The following is a 21,855-nucleotide window of genomic DNA, read 5'->3' on the forward strand; positions in this document are numbered from 1 at the left end:
CGGTTCGTCGGGTCGGTAGCACGCCCTCCAGGGAGGCACAACGCCTCGGCCGTGCCTGGCTGCGGCGCAACGGAACTGTGTGGGCGGAGAGGAAGGGGCATCCCTGCCCGCTCCCTCCTCCATTCACGGGCCCGGCGGTCATGCACAGGGTCAGGAGCGACAGCCTTTCGGGACGACAGGGTGAGCGCGATGCAGAAGCTGAAGGGATTGCGAGTGGCCGTGCTGGCAGCGGATGGCTTCGAGCAGGTGGAGCTGACGATTCCCGTCAAGAAGCTGAAGCGCGAGGGCGCGGACGTGTCGATTGTCTCGCTCCACAAGGGGAAGATTCGCGGGATGAACCTGCTGTACCCCGGCAGGAAGGTCACCGTGGACGCGACGCTCCAGGAGGTGAAGGCCGCGGACTACGACGCGGTGCTCATCCCCGGCGGCTTCGTGAATCCGGACTTCCTGCGGCAGAGCGCTCTGGCCCAGGACTTCGTGCGCGACGCGGACATCCTCAACCTGCCCATGGCCATCATCTGCCACGGGCCGTGGGTGCTGGTGTCCGCGGGCCTCGTGGAGGGACGGAAGCTGACGTCCTGGCCCGGCATCAAGGACGACGTGAAGAACGCGGGCGCGGAGTGGGTGGACGAGCCCGTCATCCGGGACCGCAACTGGGTCTCCAGCCGGGGCCCGCACGACATGCTCGCCTTCCTGAATGGAATGGTGGAGCTGTTCGCGGAGAAGATGCCGGAGGTGGCAATCCGCGTCCCGCCCCAGGTCGAAGCGCCCCGGAAGCGGTGGCCGAAGCTGCTCGCGGGCGGATTGGCCTCGGCGGCGCTCGGAATCGGGGCGCGCAGGCTCGCGGCGCTGCGCTGACACCGGCAGGCGTGGGGCCCGGACCTACTACCGGGCCCGCGCCGTCACATCCACCCGAGCTGCAAGCGCGCCACGTCCGTCATGCGCTCCTGGCTCCAGGGCGGCTCCCACACGAGCTCGATGTTGGCCTCCTTCACACCGGGCACGGAGGAGACCTTCGTCCGGACGTCGTCCACCAGCACCGGGCCCATGCCGCAGCCGGGCGCAGTGAGCGTCATCTGGATGTCCACCCGCTGCCCACCCTCCGGCAGCGGCTCCGCCTTGCACGCGTACACCAGGCCCAGCTCCACGATGTTCACCGGAATCTCCGGGTCATACACCGTGCGCAGCTGCTCCCAGACCTGCTCCTCGTTGAAGGTGCCGTCGTCCGCCGCCACCTTCTCCTTCGGCGCGTACTCCTCGCCCAGGGCGCCGCCGTCCTTCTCGTCGATGCGGAAGAGCTGGCCGTACGGGTCCTGCACGGTGATGTTGCCGCCCAGCGTCTGCGTCACCCGCAGCTCCGCGCCGGCCGGCAGCGACACCTTGTCTCCACTGGGGATGATGGTCGCGGACACGTCCCGCTCCAGCACCGCTGTCAGTCCTCTCATGGTGCCTTGCCTCCCCTATTCCGTGGACACGGCCTCGCCGCGTCCCTCCAGCGCCGCGCGCAGCGTGTGCCACGCGAGGCTCGCGCACTTCACCCGGGCCGGGAACTCGCTCACGCCGGACAGCACCGCCAGCTTGCCCAGCGCTTCAATGTCCACACCCTCCGGCCCCTCCGTCACCAGCTTGTGCACCCGCTCGAAGAGGGCCTCCGCCTCCGCGCGCGTCTTGTCCTTCACCGCCCCCGTCATCAGCGACGCGGACGCCTTGGAGATGGCGCAGCCCTGCCCCTGGAAGCCGATGTCACGGATGACGTCGCCCTCCACCTTTATCGTCACGGAGAGCTGGTCGCCGCACAGCGGGTTGTGCCCCGCCGCCTCGCGGTTGTGGCCCTCCACCACGCGGTAGTTGCGCGGCCGCTTGGAGTGCTCCAGGACGACCTCCTGGTAGAGGTCCGACAGGTCCGAGCTCACTTGAACACCTCCAGCACCTTGTGCAGCCCGCGGACGAGCGCGTCCACGTCCTCTTGCGTGTTGTAGAGCGCCAGCGAGGCCCGCGACGTGGCCGGGACCTTGAAGTGCTGCATCACCGGCTGCGCGCAGTGGTGGCCCGTGCGGATGCAGATGCCCTCGCGGTCCAGAATCGTGCCCACGTCGTGCGGGTGGATGTCGTCCAGCATGAAGGACAGCACGGCCGACTTCTCGCGCGCCGTGCCGACGAGGCGCAGCCCCGGCACCGACTCCAGCGCATTCGTCGCGTACGCCAGCAATTCCTGGTCATGAGCCGCGACGGCCGCCATCCCCAGGTCCTCCAGGTAGCGGATGGCCGCCGCCAGGCCCACCGCGCCCGCCAGGTCCGGCGTGCCCGCCTCGAAGCGGTGCGGCACCCGGTTGTACGTCACCTTCTCCATCGTCACGGAGAGGATCATGTCCCCGCCGCCCTGGTACGGCGGCAGCGGCTCCAGGCGCTCCAGGCGGCCGTACAGCACGCCGATGCCCGTGGGGCCGAACATCTTGTGCCCGCTGAAGGCGTAGAAGTCGCAGCCGAGGTCCTGCACGTCCACCGGGAAGTGCGTCACCGCCTGCGCCCCGTCCACCAGCACGGGGATGCCCTTCGCGTGCGCCCGGCGCGTCAGTTCCTTCACCGGATTCACCGTCCCCAGCGCGTTGGACACGTGCGTCACCGCGAGGATGCGCGTGCGCTCCGTCAGCAGCGCGTCCACCGCGTCCAGCTTCAGCTCGCCCCGGTCATCCACCGGAATGACCTTCAGCACGGCGCCGGTCTGCTCGCACAGCATCCGCCAGGGGACGATGTTGGCGTGGTGCTCGATGTGGGTGATGAGCACCTCGTCGCCCGGGCCGATGTGCTTGCGGCCGTACGTCTGCGCCACCAGGTTGATGGCCTCGGTGGTGCCGCGCACGAAGATGATTTCCTTCGAGTCACGGGCGTTGATGAAGCGGCGCACCGTCTCGCGCGCACCCTCGTACGCCTCGGTGGCGCGCTCGGAGAGCACGTGCACGCCGCGGTGAACGTTGGCGTTGTCGTGCTGGTAGAAGCGGACGATGGCGTCGATGACCGCCTGCGGCTTCTGCGAGGTGGCCGCGCTGTCCAGGTACACGAGCGGCCGGCCCCGCACCTCCTGCCGGAGGATGGGGAAGTCGGCGCGAACCTTCTGCACGTCGAAGCCGCTCATGCCCGTGCCTCCCGCCGGGCCGCGCCCGGCAGCTTCAGGGCCAGCAGGCCCTCCACCCTGTCGCGCACCGGCCCCGCCGGCACCGCCTCCACCACCTCGCGAGCGAAGGCGTACGTGAGCATCCGCTCGGCCTCCGCCTGGGGGATGCCGCGCGAGCGCAGGTAGAACAGCGCCCCCGCGTCCAGCCGCCCCACCGCCGCGCCGTGCGCGCACTTCACGTCGTCCGCCAGGATTTCCAGCTGCGGGCGCGCGTCCGCCTGCGCCGACTCCGACAGCAGGAGGTTGCGGTTCTGCTGCCGCGAGTCCGTGCGCTGCGCGTCCGGCCGCACCCGGATGAGGCCGTGGAACGTGCCGCGCGACTGGTCATCCAGCACGCCCTTGTACAGCTCACGGCTGGTGCACCGGGGCACCGCGTGGTCCAGCGCCGTGCTGTTGTCCAGGTGCTGCGCGCCCCGGCCCACATACAGGCCGTTGAGCGTGGCGTCCCCGCCCTCGCCCGCGAAGGCCGCGTGGACCTCGTTGCGCGCCAGCAGCCCGCCAAAGGAGAAGGCATGCGACGCGAAGCGGCTGTCGCGGCCCTGTCGCACGTGGAGCCCACCGACGTGCACCGCCGTGTCCGCCTCCGCCTGGAGCTTGTAGTGGTGCAGGCTGGCGTTGTCCTCCAGCGTCACCTCTGTCACCGCGTTGGTGAACGTGGCGCCAGAGCCACCGGGACCCGCGCTGGCGTACGTCTCCACCAGCGTGGCCTCGCTGCTCTCTCCCGCCAGCACCAGGATGCGCGGGCTGGCCAGCACCGGCGCGTCCCCACGCGTGAGGAAGACGAGCTGCACCGGCACCTCGCTCACCGTGCCCGGAGCCAGCCGCAGCAGCGCGCCCTCCTCCAGCAGCGCCGCATTGAGTGCAGTGAACGCCGAGTCCTTCGCCAGGGCCCGCTGGCCCAGCATGGACTCCAGCAGCTCCCCGTCCTCGCGCAGCGCGTCCCGCAGCGGCTTCAGCGTCAACCCGCGCGGCAGCCCCGCCACGGAGGACAGCTCCGGCGCCAGCCGTCCGTCCACGAAGACGAGCCGGGGGCCCGGCAGCCCGAGCCCCTCCACCACCGCCGCCAGGTCGCTCGCGCCGCGCGCCGCCGGGGTTGGAACGAACGTTCCTTCCGCGAGGGGCGCCAGCCGGGTGTACTTCCACGCCTCGTTGCGGTTGGTGGGCAGGCCCTGCCGCTCCAGGTGCGCGAGCGCCTCGCCGCGCACGCGCCGCAGCCAGGCCGGCGCGGACGCGTCACTCGCGTGGAAGCGCGAGGCCACGTCCAGGTAGTGCGCCAGGGCCGGCGTCATCGCCGCGCCTCCCCGCCCTTCGGCGCGGCGGCGGCCTTGCCGTCCTGGAGGCCCAGCCAGCCGTAGCCCTTCTCCTCCAGCTCCAGCGCCAGCTCGCGCCCGCCCGAGCGGATGATGCGGCCCGCCGCCATGACGTGCACCTGGTCCGGGACGATGTAGTCCAACAGTCGCTGGTAGTGCGTAATCAGCACCATGCCGCGCTCCGGCGAGCGCAGCGCATTCACGCCGCCCGCCACCGTGCGCAGCGCGTCGATGTCCAGGCCCGAGTCCGTCTCGTCGAGGATGGCCAGGCGCGGCTCCAGCACCGCCATCTGGAAGATTTCGTTGCGCTTCTTCTCGCCGCCGGAGAACCCCTCATTGACGGAGCGGTTCATGAAGGCCGCGTCGAGCTGCACCAGCTTCGACTTCTCCCGGGCGAGTTGGAGGAAGTCCATCGCGTCCAGCTCCTCCAGCCCCCGCACCCGGCGCTGCGCGTTGAGCGCGGTGCGCAGGAAGTGCAGGTTGCCCACGCCCGGAATCTCCACCGGGTACTGGAAGGCGAGGAACACGCCCGACGTGGCCCGGTCCTCGGGCGACAGCTCCAGCAGCGGCTTGCCGTCGAACAGCACCTCGCCCTGCGTCACCTCGTAGCCGTCGCGGCCCGCGAGCACGCTGGCCAGGGTGCTCTTCCCGGAGCCGTTGGGACCCATGATGGCGTGCACCTCTCCAGGGCGCACCTCCAGGTCGATTCCCTTGAGGATGTCCTTGCCCGCCACGCGGGCGTGCAGGTTGCGAACCGTCAGCAATGCCATGACCTACCCCACGCTCCCCTCGAGGCTCACCCCGAGCAGCTTCTGCGCTTCCACCGCGAACTCCATCGGGAGTTCCTTGAAGACCTGTCGGCAGAAGCCATTCACAATCATCGACACCGCGTCCTCCTGCGAGATGCCACGCTGCCGGCAGTAGAAGAGCTGGTCCTCGCCAATCTTCGACGTGGATGCCTCGTGCTCCACCTGCGCGCTGGCGTTCTTCACCTCGATGTACGGCACCGTGTGGGCGCCGCACTTGTCCCCGAGGAGGAGCGAGTCGCACTGCGTGTAGTTGCGCGCGTTCTCCGCGCTCTTCAGCACCTTCACCAGCCCCCGGTACGTGTTCTGCCCGCGCCCGGCGGAGATGCCCTTGGACACGATGGTGCTGCGGGTGTTCTTCCCGATGTGCACCATCTTCGTGCCCGTGTCGGCCTGCTGCAGGTTGTTGGTGAGCGCCACCGAGTAGAACTCACCCACGGAGTCGTCGCCCTTGAGGATGACGCTCGGGTACTTCCACGTAATCGCCGAGCCCGTCTCCACCTGCGTCCACGAAATCTTGGAGCCCCGGTGGGCGATGCCGCGCTTGGTGACGAAGTTGTAGATGCCGCCCCGCCCCTCCGCGTCGCCCGGGTACCAGTTCTGCACGGTGGAGTACTTGATGTTGGCGCCGTCCAGCGCCACGAGCTCCACCACCGCCGCGTGCAACTGGTTGGTGTCACGCTGGGGCGCGGTGCAGCCCTCCAGGTAGCTCACGGAGGCGCCCTCGTCCGCGACGATGAGCGTGCGCTCGAACTGGCCCGTCTCCGCGGCGTTGATGCGGAAGTACGTGGACAGCTCCATGGGGGAGCGAACGCCCTTGGGGATGTAGACGAACGAGCCGTCGCTGAACACGGCCGAGTTGAGCGCGGCGAAGTAGTTGTCCGAGTACGGCACCACCGAGCCCAGGTACTTCTTCACCAGCTCCGGGTGCTCGCGCACGGCCTCGGAGAACGAGCAGAAGATGACGCCCGCCTTGGCCAGCTTGTCCTTGAACGTGGTGGCCACGGACACCGAGTCGAAGACGGCGTCCACCGCGACGTTCTGCAGCAACTTCTGCTCGTGCAGCGGAATCCCGAGCTTCTCGTAGGTGCGGAGGATTTCGGGGTCCACCTCGTCCAGGCTGCCCTTCTTCGGCTTCTGCTTCGGCGCCGAGTAGTAGCGGATGGCCTGGTAGTCGATGGGCGTGTACTTCACGGCCTGCCAGTTGGGCTCCCTCATGGTGAGCCAGTGGCGGTACGCCTTGAGGCGCCACTCGAGCATGAAGGCGGGCTCGCCCTTCTTCTCGGACAGCTGGCGGATGACGTCCTCGCTCAGCCCCGGGGGGAAGGTGTCCGACTCCACCTCGGTGACGAAGCCGGCCTCGTACGGGCGGCGGGTCAGCTCCTGGAGGGTGTCGGTGCTCATGAACGGACTCCTGTGACGGAAACGGAAGGAGGTGGGGGCGCGCCAGCCGGGGCCGCGGGCCGTGACGGCACGCCCAGGCCCACCAGGCGCTCGGGGATGCGGGGCGCGGGGGCGACCAGGTCCGCCAGCGTCAGCCGCCCCAGCGCCTCCTGGATGGCGGTGTTGATGAGGCGCCAGTGGCCTCGCACGTGGCAGACGGCCTCCAGCTCGCAGGGCGCGCCGCCCGAGGTATGGACGCCGCACTCGGTGAGGGCCACCGGGCCTTCCAGTGCCGAGACGAGCTCCGCCAGCGACAGCTCGGGCGCGGGCCGGGCCAGGCCATAGCCCCCGTTGGCGCCCCGGTGGGACACCACGAGGCCCGCCTGGAGCAGGCTCTTGAGCACCTTGCTGGCCGAGGGCAACGGCACGCGCGTGCGCGCCGCCAGCTCGCGGGTGGTGCGCGTGTCACCCTCCGCGCGTGCCAGCTCGGTCATCAGCACGATGCCGTAGTCGGTCATCTTGCTCATCCGAAGCATGGGTGCGGGTGTCTCCTCTCCAGGTAGGACTTCCACGAGGCCACCGGGCCCCGGGGAGCGTCTTATTTAATCTGGACCAATTTAGTCCACATTGCTTTTTACCCCGGGGTCTGGGAACCCCTGGAAAGCAGCCGGGCGTGGACTAGGGTGAGGCGCCCGCTGCTCCCCTGGAGGAATCCGCCCCATGCGTCGTCCCCTGATGCTGCTCGCCACGCTGGCCCTGGCCGCCGTGGCCTGCGAGAAGAAGTCCGCGCCCGCGCCGACGGAGCCCCAGCCGGGCGGACAGCCGGGCGCCGCGAGCTCGCCCTCGAAGGCGGCTCCCGTGGATGCGAACACCCTCCTGCTCGGGGAGGTAGGCAGCCTGACGGGCTCCGAGGCCACCTTCGGCATCTCCGCGCGCAACGGCATCGAATTGGCCATCAACGAGGCCAACGCGGCGGGTGGAGTGAAGGGCAAGAAGCTGGCCGTGCGCCTGTACGACAGCCAGGGCCGCCCGGAGGAAGGGGCCCAGGCGGTGACGCGCCTGATTACGCAGGACAAGGTGGTGGTCATCCTGGGCGAGGCCGCGTCCTCGGTGTCCATGGCCATGGCGGAGAAGGCGCAGGCGGCGAAGGTGCCGATGATTACGCCCACGTCCACCAGCCCCGAGGTGACGCAGAAGGGCGACTACATCTTCCGCGTCTGCTTCATCGACCCCTTCCAGGGGCTCGTCATGGCGAAGTTCGCGCGGGAGAACCTGAAGCTGTCGAAGGTGGCGATTCTGCGCGACAACAAGAGCGCGTTCTCCATGGGCCTGGCGGACGTGTTCCAGCAGAAGTTCACCGAGTTCGGCGGCAAGGTCATCGGCGACGAGAGCTACTCGAAGGGCGACACGGACTTCCGCGCGCAGCTCACGGCGCTCAAGCAGCTCAAGCCCGAAGCCGTCTTCGTGCCGGGGTACTACACGGACGTGGGCATCATCGCGCGGCAGGCGCGTGAGATTGGCCTGAAGGTGCCGCTGCTGGGCGGTGACGGCTGGGACTCCGACAAGCTGTACGAGCTGGGCGGCTCCGCGCTGGAGGGCAGCTACTTCTCCAACCACTACTCGGCGGACAACCCGGACCCGGTGCTCCAGCAGTTCCTGAAGAAGTACAAGGAGACCTACGGCGCCCTGCCGGACAGCGTGGGCGTGCTGGCATACGACGCGGCCCGGGTGGCGATTGAGGCCATGAAGCGCGCCCCGGACCTGAGCGGCCCGGCCCTGCGCGACGCCATCGCCGCGACGAAGGACTTCCCGGGCGTCTCGGGGCGAATCACGTTGGACGCCAACCGCGACGCGGTGAAGGAGGCCGTGGTGCTGAAGGTGGCCGGCGGCAAGGCGGAGTTCGTCACCACCGTGAAGCCGTAGCCCGCGGGCCGGGCACTTCCAGGGAAGAATGTGGCGCCCCTCCGGCCAGATGCCCATCATCGCCGGAGGGGCGTTTTCAGTTCAGGAGGCGGTACATGGAGTTCACGCTGGAGGTGCACAACTTCCGTGGCCTGCGCCGCGTCGAGTGGACGCCTTCGGGTGTGTGCGCCGTCGTAGGGCCCAATGGCAGCGGGAAGACGACGCTCATCGACGTGCTCCAGCTCTTGAGCGATGCAACGGGCTACGGCTTCACCAAGGCGCTCGAGCAGCACGGTGGTGCCTATGGACTGCGTCACTTCGAGGCCCCCAGCGACGAGCCGGTCCTCTTCGGGGTCCGGCTCGGAACTGCGCACTGGGTGCTCCAGCCCGAGGTCAGCCTGGGTCCTGGAGGGGCCCGCCTCCCCTTCAATGAAAAGCTCCTGGATGGAAACACGGTCGTCTACGAACAGCGGAGCGAGACTGGCCCCATGGGACGCCACGGGTCCCATCTACCGGACGACCAGTTGCTGGACTACATACCCGCCCTAGAGGATTCAGTGTCGAGCTTGAGGATCAGCTTGCTGATCCGCGGATACCACCACCATCGCCACTACGCACTCCAGGCCCTACGCGGCGAGGGCTCGCGCCTGAGCGGCGACCTGACACTCGCGAAGGATGGGCGCAACCTCTTCTCGGTGCTGATGAACTGGCACAACCGGCGTGACCAGAGCGAGCGCTGGCGGTTCGTCATGGACCACCTGCGGGCCTGCTTCCCCGAAATGCTGGCTGACTTCTCGTTCCCCATCGCCGCCAACATCGTCTCCTGCGAGGTGCATACGCCACGGGGAAACACGCTGACGCCTGGCCTGCTGCCGGATGGCTTCCTCGTCACGCTGCTCCACCTCTGCGCAGTCGCGTCGTCGGAGAAGCACTCCGTCGTGGCCATCGATGAGCCCGAGAACGCGCTGCACCCCTTCGCCATTCGGCAGTTGGTCGCGGCCTTCAGGGAGTGGTCGGACAAGCACGACGTCACCGTGCTGCTGGCCACTCACTCCCCTGTCCTGCTCGACACCTTCAAGGAGCACCCCGAGAAGGTCTTCGTGATGGAGCCGGGCCACGAAGTGCTACCGGTGCCGCTCGACAAGCTCAAGAAGCGGAGCTGGCTGGCACACTTCTCGCTGGGAGACCTCTACGAGCGCCTCAAGTACGGGGCACCCGCAGGGGTGGAAGAAGAGTGAGCGTGCGTGTCGGGCTGCTGGTGACTGGGAAGTGCGAAGAGAAGGCTCTGGGTGACTCGCTCGGACGCATCTTTCCCGAGGCTCGGTTCGAGCTGCTCGACCGCATTGAATCCTTCACCAGCGCAGACCTGCGGGAGGTACCGGAGCCAGAAGTGCCCACGACGCTCGCGAAGTTCGCGGCGAGCATCGTCGCGGCGGTCGAAGACGAGCCTCCCGACCTGGTGGTGGCCATCGATGACCTCGAGCTCGTCAACGCGCCACACCCCGAGCTGGTGGGGCGCCGCGTGCGAGACGCGGTCAGCCGGCACCTCGAACACCACGACTGGTCGTCGGAGGCCACGCGTCAGAGAGTCGTCCAGCGCGTCCGGGAGCGCTGCTCATTCCACCTGTTCGCCCCCATGGTCGAGGCCTACTTCTTCGCCGAGCCCGAGGCCCTCACACGGGCGGGAGCCACACGGCTGGCGCGCCTCGCCGTCTCGAGAATGGACCTGGAGAACTTCCTCACGGACGACCCGGAGTTCATCCAGCACCCGGCCGTCCCCCACCAGCAGCGGCGGAAGTCCTGGGCGATTGCAGAGCGCGCCCGGCATCCGAAGCACTACCTGCGCTTCCTGTGCGAGCCGTCGAACCCTTTCACTGACCGGTATGTGGAGACGCGTGGAGGAGCCAGCGCCCTGAACCAGCTTGCCTGGGGACAGGTCTTCGCTCACGGCGACCGCGTACGGCTCGCCCGCTCACTCTTCGAGGACATCGCCTCGGCACTCGGCGTCGAGCACCCGTTCCCCGGAGAGAGCCACCCGGCCACGGCGAGCTTCAAGACGGCACGAGTCCTCAGAAACCTCTGAACCGTGAAGCCGTAGCCCACGGCCCCGCGCGTCGCCCGCGCCTCAGGGGATGGGCGACTGGATGATGTAGTAGATGGACTGGTAGTACCGGTGCAGCCCGTTCAGCAGCTGCACCAGGAACGGCCAGCCCAGCACGGTGAAGCCGAACAGCGCCGCGGTCACCACGGAGTACTCCACCATGGCCTGACCGCGGGCGCGCGCACGGAGCCCGGCCTTCATTTCGCGCCCCCGCCACCCGGAGTGCTCTTCGGGGCAGCACCGGGCGTCGGCGCCTGGGCCGGAGCCGGAGCCGGTGGCGTCTTCGCGCCGGACGACTCACAGCCCTCCAGGCAGGTCTGCTTCGCGTCGGAGCAGAGCTTCAGGCACTTCTGCAGGACGACGCTCTTCTTGCCCTTGTACTGCTTGCAGATGTCCTGACAGGCCGTCGCGTCCTCTTCACACGCGACGACACAGCGGTCCGCCGCCCACGCGGACGCCCCCGTGAGGCCCAGTGACAGGCCCGCCAGCAGGGCCAGCATCCCCCGAGTTCTCTTCATTCGGTACATCCCTCCAGAATCCATCATGGCGTGGCGCCCCGTTGCAGCAAGGACAGCCGCCATTCCACGCCCGGCGGTTGCTCGCGCAGCACGGCCCGGCCGCGCGTCTCTCCTCGCTCCACGTCGAAGGCGATGCCCCCCGTCTCCACCGGCTCCGTCGCTCCCGCCCGCCAGCCCTGCTCACGGAGCGTGGCGCGGTAGCGCGCCTCCGCGCCGCCGAGCGTGTCCTCCGGGAGCTGGCCGGACACCACCTGGTGCGTGGTGCCCTCCATGTTGAAGCGCATCGCCACGGGCGCCGAGAGCCCCGGCGGCAACGGCACCCCCGCCGGCACCGTCATCCCGCGCTCCAGCAACGGCTTCACCTGGCCGGCCGACACGAACACCAGCGTCTCTCCACCCTGCGCCAGCACCGACACCAGACGCACCTCGAGGGTATCGGGAGTCCAATAGCCCACGTAGCCGCCATTCTCCCCGTGGTTCTCCCGGATGACGGGCAGGCCCGCGTCGAGCAGCGCCTTCGCGTAGTGGTCCAGCACCTGCCTGGGGGTGTCCTGCGTGGAGAACCACGCCACCGCCATGGGCACGCCAGGCCCCAGGTAGTCCGCCGCCAGCACGTCCGGGCGGCTGCCTCGCGGGTAGGGCGGGAAGTGCACCAGGGCCCGCTGGAGGATGGCCTCTTCTTCGGGTGTGCGCTGCAGCCCTCGCCGCGAGCCCACCTCTCCGTGCCCGGGAAGCTCGGGGGGAGACCACTCCTCCGACGGCGAGCGCTCGCGGTACGAGACGCGCTCCCAGCCAAAGCCGATGAGGCCGCCCACCACCGCAACGGAGAACAGGAGGGCAGGAATGCGGATGGCCCGCCCTGAAGCCGCGGCCATCAGCAGCTTTCCTGGCGTTGACAGCCCATGTACCAGTTACCCCGGCCCTGGTAGGTCCGCTCGTTGTTGTTCGACCCCCAGTCGCGCCACTCGCTGTTGAAGTAGCTCTGCTGGCTGCCCTGCTGGGTAATCGACTCCTCCGGCTCGCCACTCACGTGCGGACTGATGGCGATGCTGGGCTGGCGCGGGTCATCGCCCGAGGGCGTGCTGTCGCTCAGTCGCAGGCCATCGGCGAGCTGCTGGTTCTGGACGCCCTCCTGGACGACGCGCTCCGCGTCCCCCTGCATCTGGGTGTAGCCCTGGTTCTCCTGGTTCGTGTACACGTGGGCCACGCGGTCGAAGAACTGCCCCTCCTTGGCGCCCGGACGGATGTCGGCGTTGGGCCGGGTGAGCGCCCACGTGTCGGTGACGATGGAGATCCGCTCCCAGGGCAGGAGGTAGGCATTGCTCTCGTTGCCACCCGAGGCGTTGCCGTGGACGCCGTTGCCCTTCTCCTGCTTGTCCTTGGCCAGGTCGACCTTGGAGAACTCCGCGAAGACGCTGCGCTGCAGCAGGTAGTTCTGCACGCCGATGCGCGCCGAGCAGCGGATGAGCCCCCCGCGGCCGAACTCGTCCATATAGGACTGGTGGAGCGACACCCCATAGGCCCCCACCTCGCTGCCGCCGCCGTTCAGCGTGCACTGCACCTGCTGGGCGCCGGGGATGAGCCAGCAGGCGTGCGACACCACTTCCTGGTGGTGGTCCTCGAGGTCGCCGCACTCCCGGGGCTCGACGCCCGTGTCGAAGCTGTCGATGCCCGACTCGTGGTCGCAGTACATGAAGCGCACGTAGCCCGCGACGTTGGAGAAGCCGTCGAACGGCTCCCCATTCTGGGGCTCCTTGGCATAGTCCTGGACGGTGAAGTCCCAGATGGTGGAGAGCGCCGCCTCCTGCGCGTCCAGGGCGTGGCGGAGCATGTCGTCCAGGAAGAGGGCGTAGAGGAACACGGGGACGAAGACCAGCAGGCTCAGGGCCGTCTCCACCGCGGCGGCGCCCCGGGCCGCACGGGACTTCACGCGCCTCATCACAGTGACACCCCCGGCGTGCGCGCCAGCTCGGCCGCGTCGCTGTTGCCCGCCGCCTCCAGCACCCGCCCAGCCTCGTCTCCGTCGCGGAAGGGGTGCAGCTTCGCGCGCCAATAGGGGGCGAAGAGGTTGGGGGCCTCCTGCCAGCCGCCCTCCCCGAAGCGGTGGTAGTAGACCAGGGCCTTGGACACGGCCATGCCCTCGTCCGCCGCCAGCGTGAGCCGGCCGGTGCCCTGCTCGCCGTGCTCGAACGATACCGTGGCCGAGGAGTTCAGCTCCCAGGGCGTCTGGTTCGGGTTTCCGCCCCGGAACCGCCGGGTGACGTAGCTGTAGACGCGCGGCTGGCCCCAGTCCCGGGCCTCGGAGGGGTTGGCGCGGAACTTCATGAAGCAGTTGCCGGACTGCGAGCAGGCCGTCAGCGCCCTCGCGTTGACGCCCTCGAACTGGTGCTCGCCGTCGTGCGCATCATCGGGGGTGTGGCCGCCGCCGTTCTCGTCGCTCCAGATTTCGGCCTTGTAGGTCGATATCCCGACGCCGTGCTTCCACTGGTGGGTGATGGCGCCTTCCTCGGAGGCCGCGATGGTGAGGCCCTCGTTGCCGCCCTGCTTGCCTGGCCCGTTGACGCTGCCCTTGTCCTGCACCGTCTTCGCGGTGCCCACGTGCCGGAGCACCTGGTAGTTGCCGTCGTCGGGGATGTCCTGGAACTTCTGCATGAAGTCCGAGTGCAGGTGGGCCGGAATCTGGACCCCCATTCCACCACCGCTCGGCATGGCGCGCGTCGCCGGCCACCCCGAGCGGCTCGCGTTGGCCACCTCCGTCATCACCCGCGCGCGCGCCTCGGTGGCCGAGCTCGCCACGCTGCCCTGGCATTCCATCCCGTCCACCGCGCAGTTGAACTCGTTGGCGTTGATGCCGCCCACGTCCTGCGCGAGGTAGGTGGCCCCCGGCGCGTTGTACTCCGTCAGCTGATCCAACCCGTTGCTCCTGCCGTCCTTCACCGACTGGAGCGTCTTGTCATGCACCTCCCGCTGGGCGATGTGGAGGTTGTCCACCATGAGGTCCAGCCCCTCCATGGCGGTGCGGAAGGTGGGCTCCACGCCACGGCTCTGCTTGTCGTATTCGCTGCCCTCGTCGCTGAACTCACCGGCGATCTGCACCGCCTCGGCGGCATGCTCGCAGTGCTCGACGCAGGGGGGGTAGCAGGCGAAGCACTCGATGAGCTCCATCAGGGCAATCTGATAGAAGTTGTTGCGCGCGGCGCGCATCATCGCGCCCGTCACGCTGATGGCCGTCATGTACGCGTGGAGGCTGTTCATCGCCACGTACGAGCCGGCGATGGCCCGGTTGCCCACCGCGTAGTAGTTGAGCGCGCGCGCCTCCAGCACCGCCATGGAGTAGGCCATGGCGTCGCTGTGCTGCTGCAGGCTCATCTTCTGGCGCAGCGCATGGCTGAGGTTGAAGCTCAGCGTCACCATCAGCGCGAGGATGAGGAAGCACAGGGCGCTGAGCACCATGGCCTGCCCGCGCCGGGCGCGCTGCCTCAGTCGTAGGAGAACGGGAAGACGCATTCGTTGCTCTCCGGCAGGCTTCTCGTGTTCAGGTAGAAGTTCGACTGCATCCGCATGGTGTAGGTGGCGCGGATGGGCATGATGTAGATGCGCTGGGCCGCCGCGTTCTCGTACGTGCTCTCGGACGTCTGCGCGCCGGCGAATCTACGCGTCGACACCTTGCTCTGCTCCGCGGCCTTCACCTTGCCGGTGCGCAGCACCTCCGCCAGCTCGCGGCCGCGGGCCGTGTGGTAGATGACCCAATCCGCGAACGGGACGAACATGCGGTAGTTGAAGGTCACCTGGACGCGCAGCTTGGTGCGCTCGCTCTCACGCCACCCGCTGGGGCTGGTGTTGTTCGGGTCATCGAAGTCCAGCTCGGACCCGCTGGAGCCGATGTCCTCCCGCGTCGGTCCGCAGACGGTGACTTCCGCGTACTTCAGGGGGATGCCCGGCATCTGGTTCGTCACCACCTCGTTCCACTTGGTGCTGAACTCCTGCGCGCTGCCCACGGGCCGGATGTACTCGATGCCGCCCGCCCCCGAGGCCCGGGCGCTCACCAGCGGCAGCAGCACCGCGAGCGCCGCCTTCTCCATCTCCTCCACATGGGCGTTGTGCAACGAGCCGGCACGCACGGCCTTGTAGGCGGCGTACTTCGTCATCAGCCGCGCCTGGTGCATCAGCCCCAGCTGCAGGGTGCCCAGGATGAGGAACACGAACAGCGGCAGGACGATGGCGGACTCCACCGCCGCCTGACCAGACTGGGTCCCCCCTCGGCTGTCGCTCCCCTGGCGATGCATGGCGGGAAGCTAGCTGGGGTCTCCGACGCGGATCAATTCCGTCAAGTGGCCGATGCCCCGAGGGCGGGCGTTGAAGCCTCGCTGAAAAACGGACAAAGACAGCGCATCCCTTCCGCGTGGCATCGTGAAAAGCCCGCATAAGCCCGTCTGTTTTTCCCATCGCCTGCGAAAACGGAGCGCACGTGGCGTTGAGGAGACCTCCGAGCTCGCCTGCCTGCTCACCTCCGCTTCGCGATTTCCTGGATGAGCTCCACGTAGCGGCGGTTCTTCGGGTTCAGCTTGAAGGCCTTGCGGTACGCGTCCTCCGCGAGCGGCAGCTGGCTCTCGCCCTGCGCCACCTCGCCCAGGAAGGCCCAGCCCTCCTCCATGCCCGGCTCCTGGCGCACCACCTCCTGCAGCTCCTGGAGCGCCAGCCGGCCGTGGGCGTCCGGCTTCATGAGGTAGCGCGCGAAGGCGCGGTGAGCCTGGTACAGCGGCTTCGGGTCGATGTCGCACGCATACTCGAAGTACTCGAAGGCGCCCGCGAAGTTGCGGCCTTGCAGCCGGCGCTTCGCCTCCTCGAACTGCGTCGTCGCATCCAGCAGGTCCGTGCGGATGCGGAACTGCTCCGCGGTGCTCGGCCGCGCGGAGCCGCGCTCCTTCTCGCGCTGCGCCGCCCGCCGCTTGCGCCAGAGGTGGGCCTGCTCCGTGTCCGACAGCGCGCCGAACGCCTTCGCGTACGCCGCCAGCAGCGCCTCCGCCTTCTCCCGCAGCTCGGCCGTCTGGAAGCGCAGCGGCGAGTACCGGTCCGCCCACGCCAGGAAGGCCTTGCGCAGCGGCACGGGCTGCACGTCCTCCGGCACCTCCAGCAGCGCGAAGGGGTCCATGCTCCGGTGCGCGAGGAAGGCGCTCACCAGCGCGTTTCGCGCCGCCTCGTCCTCGTCCGAGAAGGGCGTGCCCTGGGGCTGCTGCGCCACCGGCACGGGCGCCGGGGCCTCCACGGGCGGAGGCATGGGCGCCGGGGCGGGGGCGGCCACGGCCAGCTTCGCGGCGCGGGCGTCCACGTCCTCCGCGAAGCCCGACACCTCCAGCAGGCACAGCGCGTACAGCCGGCGCAGCACCGTCTCCGTGTCGAAGGCGGTGCGCTCCATCAGCTCGTTGAACGTGGGGCGCTGGCGCAGGGCCTGGAACAGGCGCGCGTCCTTGGACGACAGCTTCAGCCCGGCCTCCACGCCCGGCATCTGCCCGAAGCGGCGCTCGTCGGTGAAGGTGAAGTGCGTGGCCACCGCGTCGAAGGGCATGACGCTGGCCACGCCGGTGAGGATGAGCTGCGCGGTATTCATCCGCACGCTCGCGTCCGGCGACTCCACGTCGGCGATGAGCCGGTACTTCGCGTCCGTCCACCGGAAGCAGTCGAGCAGCTTGTGCGCGAGGTTCGCCTGGAGCTGCTTGTAGAGGTCGAACGGGCTGATGAGCCCCTTCTGGATGAGCAGCGCGCCCATCTGCAGGCCCGAGGAGACGCTCTCCGCCAGCGCCTTCTGGTAGTCCGTCTCCGCCAGCTTCCCCTTCTCCACGAGGTACTTGCCCAGCGTCTCGTGGAGCAGGTTGGACTGGCACCCCACCGGAGAGCCGTCCTCGAAGACGATGCGCTTCTCACGCTGGCGCACCTTCAGCTCCAGCGTGCAGGTGCGCTCCTCCACCATGAGGGAGTGCAGCAGCAGGGGGAAGGGCGTGTCGGCCAGCGTTCCCTCGCGCTGGCGGAGCACCTGCGACGGCGTGGGAAACATGCGGGGAGCCTCGGTGTGGAGTCCGGGAGCCGGTACAGCCTACCGCTATTCGCCCAGGTCCTCTTCCATCCCCGAGGCCGAGGGCACCTGCTCGTAATAGCCGCCGTAGCCTCGGGAGCGCGGGGTGAGGTCCATGCGACTCACCACGGCCCCGGCGGTGCCCAGCACCACCGCCAGCACCGCCGCGTACATCAGCGGCCGGCTGGGGCGCGCGCGCCACGCCCACTTGCGCTCCCTGCGGCGCTGGAAGCGCGGCGCCACCACGTAGTCACTCCACGCCAGGTCGCGTGCCCGCTTCGCCTCGTCCGCGCGCCCGGCCTTCGCCAGCGCCTGGGCCAGGAGGAAGCGCCCCTCCACCGAGCCGTGCCGCACGGTGTTGAAGCGCTCCAGCGCCTCCACCGCGCCCATCACGTCCCCGCGCTTCAGCCGGAAGCGGCCCCGCTCCAGGTGGATGGCGCCGAGCTGGTAGCCCGCGTCCAGCTTCTCCGCCTCGTCCAGCAGCAGCTCCCCGCGCTGCGGGTCCCCCGCGCCCAGGTAGGCCACGCCGAGCAGGTAGAGGGTGTCCACGTCCTCGTCGCCCGCCTCCAGGTTGGGCTTGAGGATGTCCACCGCCTCCGCGTACCGCTTCTGCGCCACGCGGATGTCCGCCAGTTCGTGCCGTGCCCGCCGCTCATGCGGGTTGGTGAGGATGACGCCGGCCAGGTGCCCCGCGCGCTGGAAGCGCTTGAGCAGCCGCACCGGGCTGGGCAGCAGCTGCCACGTGAAGCGGTCCGCCACGAGGACGATGACCACCATCAACCCGAGCGACAGCAGCGGGCTGCCCGTCAGCAGGCTCAGGAACATCCACAACATCCACTTGCTCATTCGCCCCTCGAAGTCCTTCCAGCGGACCGCACGCTAGAGCAGCCGCGCGCACACGGCGCTGTGCACGTCCGCGCCCTTCTCCGTCAAGGCCAGCCGCCCGTCGCGCAGCGTCGCGAAGCCGTGCTCCACCAGCCGCGCCACCTCCGCGCGCCGGGGCGCCACCGGCTGCCCGTACCGCTCGCACACCGCTTCCCAGTCCACCCCGGACACCAGCCGCAGCCCCATGGCCAGCCGCTCCGCGAACAGCTCCTCCGGGCCCAGCGCCTCGCGGCCCTCCTCCGGCAGCCGCCCGGCCTCCGCCTCCACCAGGTACTTCTCCGCGCTGCGCAGGTTGGTGTACCGGTGCGGCGTGGGCTCCAGCAGCATGCCGGACGCGCCCACGCCCAGGGCCAGGTACTCGCCGCCCGTCCAGTACAGCGCGTTGTGCCGCGAGCTGAAGCCCGGCCGCGCGTGGTTGGATACCTCGTAGCGGTGCAGCCCCGCGGCGCCGTACACCTCGCGCACCACCCGCGCCATGGCCACCACCTCGTCGTCCGGGGGCAGCTCCAGCTCGCCGCGCTTCAGCCGCTTCGACAGCGGCGTGTCCTCCGCCAGCGCCTCGCGCTCCACCGTCAGCGCATAGGTGGACAGGTGCTCCGGCTCCAGCGCCACCGCCCGCCGCGCGTCGGCCTCCACCTCGGCCACCGTCTGCCCGTGCACGCCATAGATGAAGTCCATGGACACCACCGGGAAGCCCGCCCCCCGGGCCGCCTTCATCGCCCCCTCCACCATGGCCGCGTCGTGCGCGCGTCCCAGCGCCTTCAGCGTCCCGGGCTGGAAGGACTGCACTCCCAGCGACAGCCGGTTCACCCCCGCCGCCCGGTAGCCCGCGAAGCGCTCCGCGTCCGCGCGCTCCGGGTTGGCCTCCAGCGACACCTCCACGTTGGGCGACATCGACAGCCGCGCGGCGAGGCCCTCCAGCACCTGGGCCACGTAGCGCGGGTGCCACAGCGACGGCGTGCCGCCGCCGAGGAAGATGGACTCCAGCGGCTTGTGCCTCAGCGCGGGCAGGGCCGCCAGCCGGGAGTCCAGCTCCGCCAGCACCGCGCGGGCGTAGCGCTCCTCCGGCACCTGCCGCGCCACCGCCACCGCGAAGTCGCAGTAGGGGCACTTGGCCAGGCAATAGGGAAAGTGCAGGTACAGCCCGAAGCGGGCCGCCTGCATCCCCGTGAGTGAGTCCACTGGCGCGTCGAAGGGCATGAGAGGGAAACCTCTACTTCTTGCCCTTCAATTGCGCCTCCAGTTTGGCGATCTTCGCCTTGTAGCCGGCCGCGTTCTCGAGCGCTGTCTCGGCTGCCATCAGCTTCCGCTTCAGGTTGGCCACGTCCGCCTTGAGCCCCTCGCGCTCCGACTCCCAGTCGGCCGGCACCGCCGAGGCCGCCGCGCCAGCGAGCTTCTCCTCGAGCGCCTTCCGGGCCCCCTGCTCGGCCTTCAGCGAGGCTTCCACCTGCGACAGCTTCGCCTCGGCCGCCGCGCGCGCCGTGCCAGCCTGCGTCAGCTTCGCCTCGGCTTCCGTCCGCGCCTGCGTCAGCTTCGCCTCGGCCTCCGTCCGCGCCTGCGTGAGCTTCGCCTCGGCTTCCGCCCGCGCCGCCCCTGCCTGCGTCAGCTTCGCTTCCGCTTCCGCTTCCGCCCGCGCCGCGCCCACCTGCGCCAGCTTCGCCTCCGCCTCCGCGCGCGCCGCATCCACCTTGCCGGCCGCCGCCGTCTGGGCCTTCGCGGCCTGGAGCGCCCCCTCCAGCATCTTCACCTGCTGCTGCAGGCGCTCCGCCTTGTCCGCCTCCGAGCGCGCCGCCTCCAGCTCCTCCTGGAGGGCCGCCGCCTGCGCCTCGGCGCCGCCCTGCCCCGCCGACAGCGCGTCCACCCGCGCCTCGAACTCGGCCGCCTTCACTTCCGCGTCCGCGCGCTCGGCCTCCGCCGCCTCTCGGCGCACCCGCTCCAGCGAGACTTCTTCTTGAGCCTGCGCCGCGGCACCCTGGGCCTGCGTCAGGGCGCCCTGCGCCTGGGCCAGCGCCCCCTGCAGCCGCGCCAGCTCCGCCTCGCGCTGCCCGGACGCCGCCTCCAGCATGGACACGCGGGCGGCGAGGCCCACGCGCTCGGCGTCCTTGGTGGCCACCTTCATTTCCGTCGCGGCGAGCTGCTTCTTCAGCTCCTCGCGCTCGGCCTGCGCGGCCTCCACGGCGCCGGACAGCTCCGACACGCGGGCCTCGGCCTGGTGCGCGGCCTCGCCCAGCGCCGCCGCGTCCGACTCCATCCGGTCCCGCAGCGACACCTGCTCGACTTCGGCCGCCTCCAGCGCCTCCTTCAGCGCGGCGGCCTCACCCTCCGCCACCTGCGCGCGCTCGCTGGCCTGGGACAGCCCCTCTTCCAGGGCCTGGGTCCGCTCCGCCGCCTTGGAGGTCTCCGCCGCCAGCAGCGCGTTCACCCGCGCCAGCTCCGCGCTGCGTCCCTCCAGCGCCTGGCGCAGCGGGGGCAGCTCCGCCGCCTCCGTCGTGCGCGCGGTGAGCGCCGCCCGGAGGCCGACGATTTCGGCGTCCTTCAGCGCCAGCGCCCGCTCCAGCTCCGCCACCTGCCCCTGCAGGCCGCGCAGCCCGTCCTCCACCACCGCCAGCTGCTTGCGCGCCTCGTCCCGCTCGGACTCCAGCGTGCGGGCGCGCTCCTGCGCCTCCACCAGCGAGCTCTTGGACCACTCGCTCTCGCTCTCCAGCGCGCTCAGCCCGGACTGCGCCTCGGCCAGCGCCGCCTCGAGCTGCTCGGTGCGCAGCGCCAGCGACTCCTTCTCCGCGGTGGCCACCTCCAGCTCGCCGCCCAGCCGCTCCACGTCCGAGACGACCTGCTGGTACTGCTCCTGCACCGCCTCCAGCGCGCCCTGCGACTCGGACTTCTGCGCGGCCAGCTCCGCCACGCGGTCCTGGGCCAGCGACAGCGCTTCCTTCGCGCCCACCAGTTCCTCGGCCACCGCGCCGCGCGATTCGCGCTCCTCCTGCAGCTCGGCGGTGAGGCCCGGCAGCTCCGACTCCACCTCCGCCAGCGCCCGCGACAGGTCCTTGCGGTCCGCCTCCGCCGAGGCCAGCTCCGCCTCCAGCGCGGCCACCTTCGCCTCGGCCTCCGCCGCCCGCGCCTCCGCGCGCGCCAGGGCCTCTGAGGCCTGGGTCAGCTTCGCCGGCGCGTCCTTCACCGCCACCAGCTGCGCCTTCGCCTCCGCGGCCTCCTTGCGCGCCAGGGTCAGCGACTGCTTCACCCCGTTCAGCTCACCGTCGCGCTCCGCGTACAGCGTGCGCGCGCGGGCCAGCGTCTCCGTCTTCTGACGGACCACGGCCCGGAAGTACTCCAGCTTGTCGTCCGGGGAGCCCCCCATGGGCATCCGGATTTCGGGCGGCTCGCCAAAGGGGTCGCTCCCGGGGGTCCGCGGGGCGCGTGCCGCCGGGGCCGCGCCCACGGCCGGAGCCGCGGGGGCAGCCGCCGGGGTAGCGGGCGCTCCGGTGCCGGCAGGCACGGCGGCCGGGGGGGCGGCCGTTCGGCGGGGCGGCAGCGGGGGTGGAGCAGCGGGCGGTGGAGCCGAGGGCGGGGGCTTGGGCAGGGGCCTGGGGGCGACTTCTTCCAGGCCCAGGCTGTCGCGCAGGTCCGCGAGCGGATCCACCTCTTCCGGTGGTGACGGCATGGGCATTCGCAGGTTACCGCCCGGAGGCGCGCATCACCAGGGACGCTTTG

Annotated in this window: 21 protein-coding genes; 4 read left to right on the top strand and 17 right to left on the bottom strand. The window is 70.1% G+C overall.

Annotated elements, in window-relative coordinates:
* Positions 1-189 precede the first annotated feature (189 nt).
* Positions 190-858 carry a type 1 glutamine amidotransferase domain-containing protein gene (locus G4D85_RS03600; RefSeq protein ID WP_164007857.1) on the top strand — a complete coding sequence of 223 codons (669 nt, stop codon included), beginning with the start codon at positions 190-192 and terminating at the stop codon, positions 856-858.
* A gap of 44 nt (positions 859-902) precedes the next feature.
* Here the strand turns inward: G4D85_RS03600 and sufT are convergent, their stop codons facing one another.
* Genes sufT through G4D85_RS03635 form a run of 7 tightly spaced genes read right to left on the bottom strand, consistent with a single transcriptional unit; the run spans position 903 to position 7,207 of the window.
* Positions 903-1,445 carry a putative Fe-S cluster assembly protein SufT gene (sufT, locus tag G4D85_RS03605; protein ID WP_164007858.1) on the bottom strand — a complete coding sequence of 181 codons (543 nt, stop codon included), beginning with the start codon at positions 1,443-1,445 and terminating at the stop codon, positions 903-905.
* Between the two features lie 15 nt (positions 1,446-1,460).
* Positions 1,461-1,913 carry a Fe-S cluster assembly sulfur transfer protein SufU gene (gene sufU, locus G4D85_RS03610; RefSeq protein ID WP_164007859.1) on the bottom strand — a complete coding sequence of 151 codons (453 nt, stop codon included), beginning with the start codon at positions 1,911-1,913 and terminating at the stop codon, positions 1,461-1,463.
* The gene (locus G4D85_RS03615) at positions 1,910-3,133 is read right to left on the bottom strand and encodes a cysteine desulfurase (protein WP_164007861.1); all 1,224 of its coding nucleotides are present in this window, start codon (positions 3,131-3,133) and stop codon (positions 1,910-1,912) included. Before G4D85_RS03615 ends, sufU begins: the two co-directional genes overlap by 4 nt.
* A complete protein-coding gene (gene sufD / locus G4D85_RS03620) occupies positions 3,130-4,461 on the bottom strand; it encodes a Fe-S cluster assembly protein SufD (RefSeq protein ID WP_164007862.1) in 1,332 nt (443 codons plus the stop codon). Before sufD ends, G4D85_RS03615 begins: the two co-directional genes overlap by 4 nt.
* Entirely contained in the window at positions 4,458-5,252 is a 795-nt protein-coding gene (gene sufC / locus G4D85_RS03625; protein WP_164007864.1) for a Fe-S cluster assembly ATPase SufC, read from the bottom strand. Before sufC ends, sufD begins: the two co-directional genes overlap by 4 nt.
* Before the next feature lie 3 nt (positions 5,253-5,255).
* Positions 5,256-6,692 carry a Fe-S cluster assembly protein SufB gene (gene sufB / locus G4D85_RS03630; protein ID WP_164007866.1) on the bottom strand — a complete coding sequence of 479 codons (1,437 nt, stop codon included), beginning with the start codon at positions 6,690-6,692 and terminating at the stop codon, positions 5,256-5,258.
* Positions 6,689-7,207: an SUF system Fe-S cluster assembly regulator gene (locus G4D85_RS03635; protein ID WP_164007868.1), complete on the bottom strand. Its 519-nt coding sequence runs from the start codon at positions 7,205-7,207 to the stop codon at positions 6,689-6,691. The genes sufB and G4D85_RS03635 overlap by 4 nt, the downstream gene beginning before the upstream one ends.
* Before the next feature lie 184 nt (positions 7,208-7,391).
* Between G4D85_RS03635 and G4D85_RS03640 the strand changes: the two genes are divergently transcribed.
* The 3 genes from G4D85_RS03640 to G4D85_RS03650 all read left to right on the top strand — a co-directional run bounded on the left by G4D85_RS03640 (position 7,392) and on the right by G4D85_RS03650 (position 10,656).
* Positions 7,392-8,594: an ABC transporter substrate-binding protein gene (locus G4D85_RS03640; protein ID WP_164007870.1), complete on the top strand. Its 1,203-nt coding sequence runs from the start codon at positions 7,392-7,394 to the stop codon at positions 8,592-8,594.
* 95 nt (positions 8,595-8,689) lie between these two features.
* Positions 8,690-9,811, top strand: coding sequence for an AAA family ATPase (locus G4D85_RS03645; protein ID WP_164007872.1), 1,122 nt, complete (start codon positions 8,690-8,692; stop codon positions 9,809-9,811).
* Positions 9,808-10,656: a hypothetical protein gene (locus tag G4D85_RS03650; protein ID WP_164007874.1), complete on the top strand. Its 849-nt coding sequence runs from the start codon at positions 9,808-9,810 to the stop codon at positions 10,654-10,656. The genes G4D85_RS03645 and G4D85_RS03650 overlap by 4 nt, the downstream gene beginning before the upstream one ends.
* Before the next feature lie 42 nt (positions 10,657-10,698).
* On the opposite strand, the gene G4D85_RS48780 is transcribed toward G4D85_RS03650, so the two are convergent.
* The 10 genes from G4D85_RS48780 to G4D85_RS03695 form a co-directional block, all read right to left on the bottom strand.
* Positions 10,699-10,875 carry a hypothetical protein gene (locus G4D85_RS48780; protein ID WP_205525400.1) on the bottom strand — a complete coding sequence of 59 codons (177 nt, stop codon included), beginning with the start codon at positions 10,873-10,875 and terminating at the stop codon, positions 10,699-10,701.
* The gene (locus G4D85_RS03655; protein ID WP_164007875.1) at positions 10,872-11,192 is read right to left on the bottom strand and encodes a hypothetical protein; all 321 of its coding nucleotides are present in this window, start codon (positions 11,190-11,192) and stop codon (positions 10,872-10,874) included. The genes G4D85_RS48780 and G4D85_RS03655 overlap by 4 nt, the downstream gene beginning before the upstream one ends.
* A gap of 23 nt (positions 11,193-11,215) precedes the next feature.
* A complete protein-coding gene (locus G4D85_RS03660; RefSeq protein WP_205525401.1) occupies positions 11,216-12,067 on the bottom strand; it encodes a hypothetical protein in 852 nt (283 codons plus the stop codon).
* Complete coding sequence (locus G4D85_RS03665) at positions 12,067-13,131, bottom strand: hypothetical protein (protein ID WP_240359052.1); 1,065 nt, start codon at positions 13,129-13,131, stop codon at positions 12,067-12,069. The genes G4D85_RS03660 and G4D85_RS03665 overlap by 1 nt, the downstream gene beginning before the upstream one ends.
* Entirely contained in the window at positions 13,131-14,699 is a 1,569-nt protein-coding gene (locus tag G4D85_RS03670) for a TadE/TadG family type IV pilus assembly protein (RefSeq protein WP_164007879.1), read from the bottom strand. The genes G4D85_RS03665 and G4D85_RS03670 overlap by 1 nt, the downstream gene beginning before the upstream one ends.
* Positions 14,672-15,478: a TadE family protein gene (locus G4D85_RS03675; RefSeq protein ID WP_164007881.1), complete on the bottom strand. Its 807-nt coding sequence runs from the start codon at positions 15,476-15,478 to the stop codon at positions 14,672-14,674. Before G4D85_RS03675 ends, G4D85_RS03670 begins: the two co-directional genes overlap by 28 nt.
* A gap of 218 nt (positions 15,479-15,696) precedes the next feature.
* Positions 15,697-17,244, bottom strand: coding sequence for a DUF4388 domain-containing protein (locus G4D85_RS03680; protein ID WP_164007883.1), 1,548 nt, complete (start codon positions 17,242-17,244; stop codon positions 15,697-15,699).
* Positions 17,245-17,289: 45 nt separating this feature from the next.
* Positions 17,290-18,108, bottom strand: a complete 819-nt coding sequence (locus G4D85_RS03685) for a hypothetical protein (RefSeq protein ID WP_164007885.1) — start codon at positions 18,106-18,108, stop codon at positions 17,290-17,292.
* Between the two features lie 33 nt (positions 18,109-18,141).
* Positions 18,142-19,347, bottom strand: a complete 1,206-nt coding sequence (gene hemW, locus G4D85_RS03690; RefSeq protein ID WP_164007887.1) for a radical SAM family heme chaperone HemW — start codon at positions 19,345-19,347, stop codon at positions 18,142-18,144.
* A gap of 13 nt (positions 19,348-19,360) precedes the next feature.
* Positions 19,361-21,805 (bottom strand): plectin 1 isoform 8, encoded by a 2,445-nt coding sequence (locus G4D85_RS03695; protein ID WP_164007889.1) that lies wholly within the window; start codon positions 21,803-21,805, stop codon positions 19,361-19,363.
* Between the last annotated feature and the right edge of the window lie 50 nt (positions 21,806-21,855).

This window comes from Pyxidicoccus trucidator, from assembly GCF_010894435.1.
In the GTDB taxonomy this organism is placed as follows: domain Bacteria; phylum Myxococcota; class Myxococcia; order Myxococcales; family Myxococcaceae; genus Myxococcus; species Myxococcus trucidator.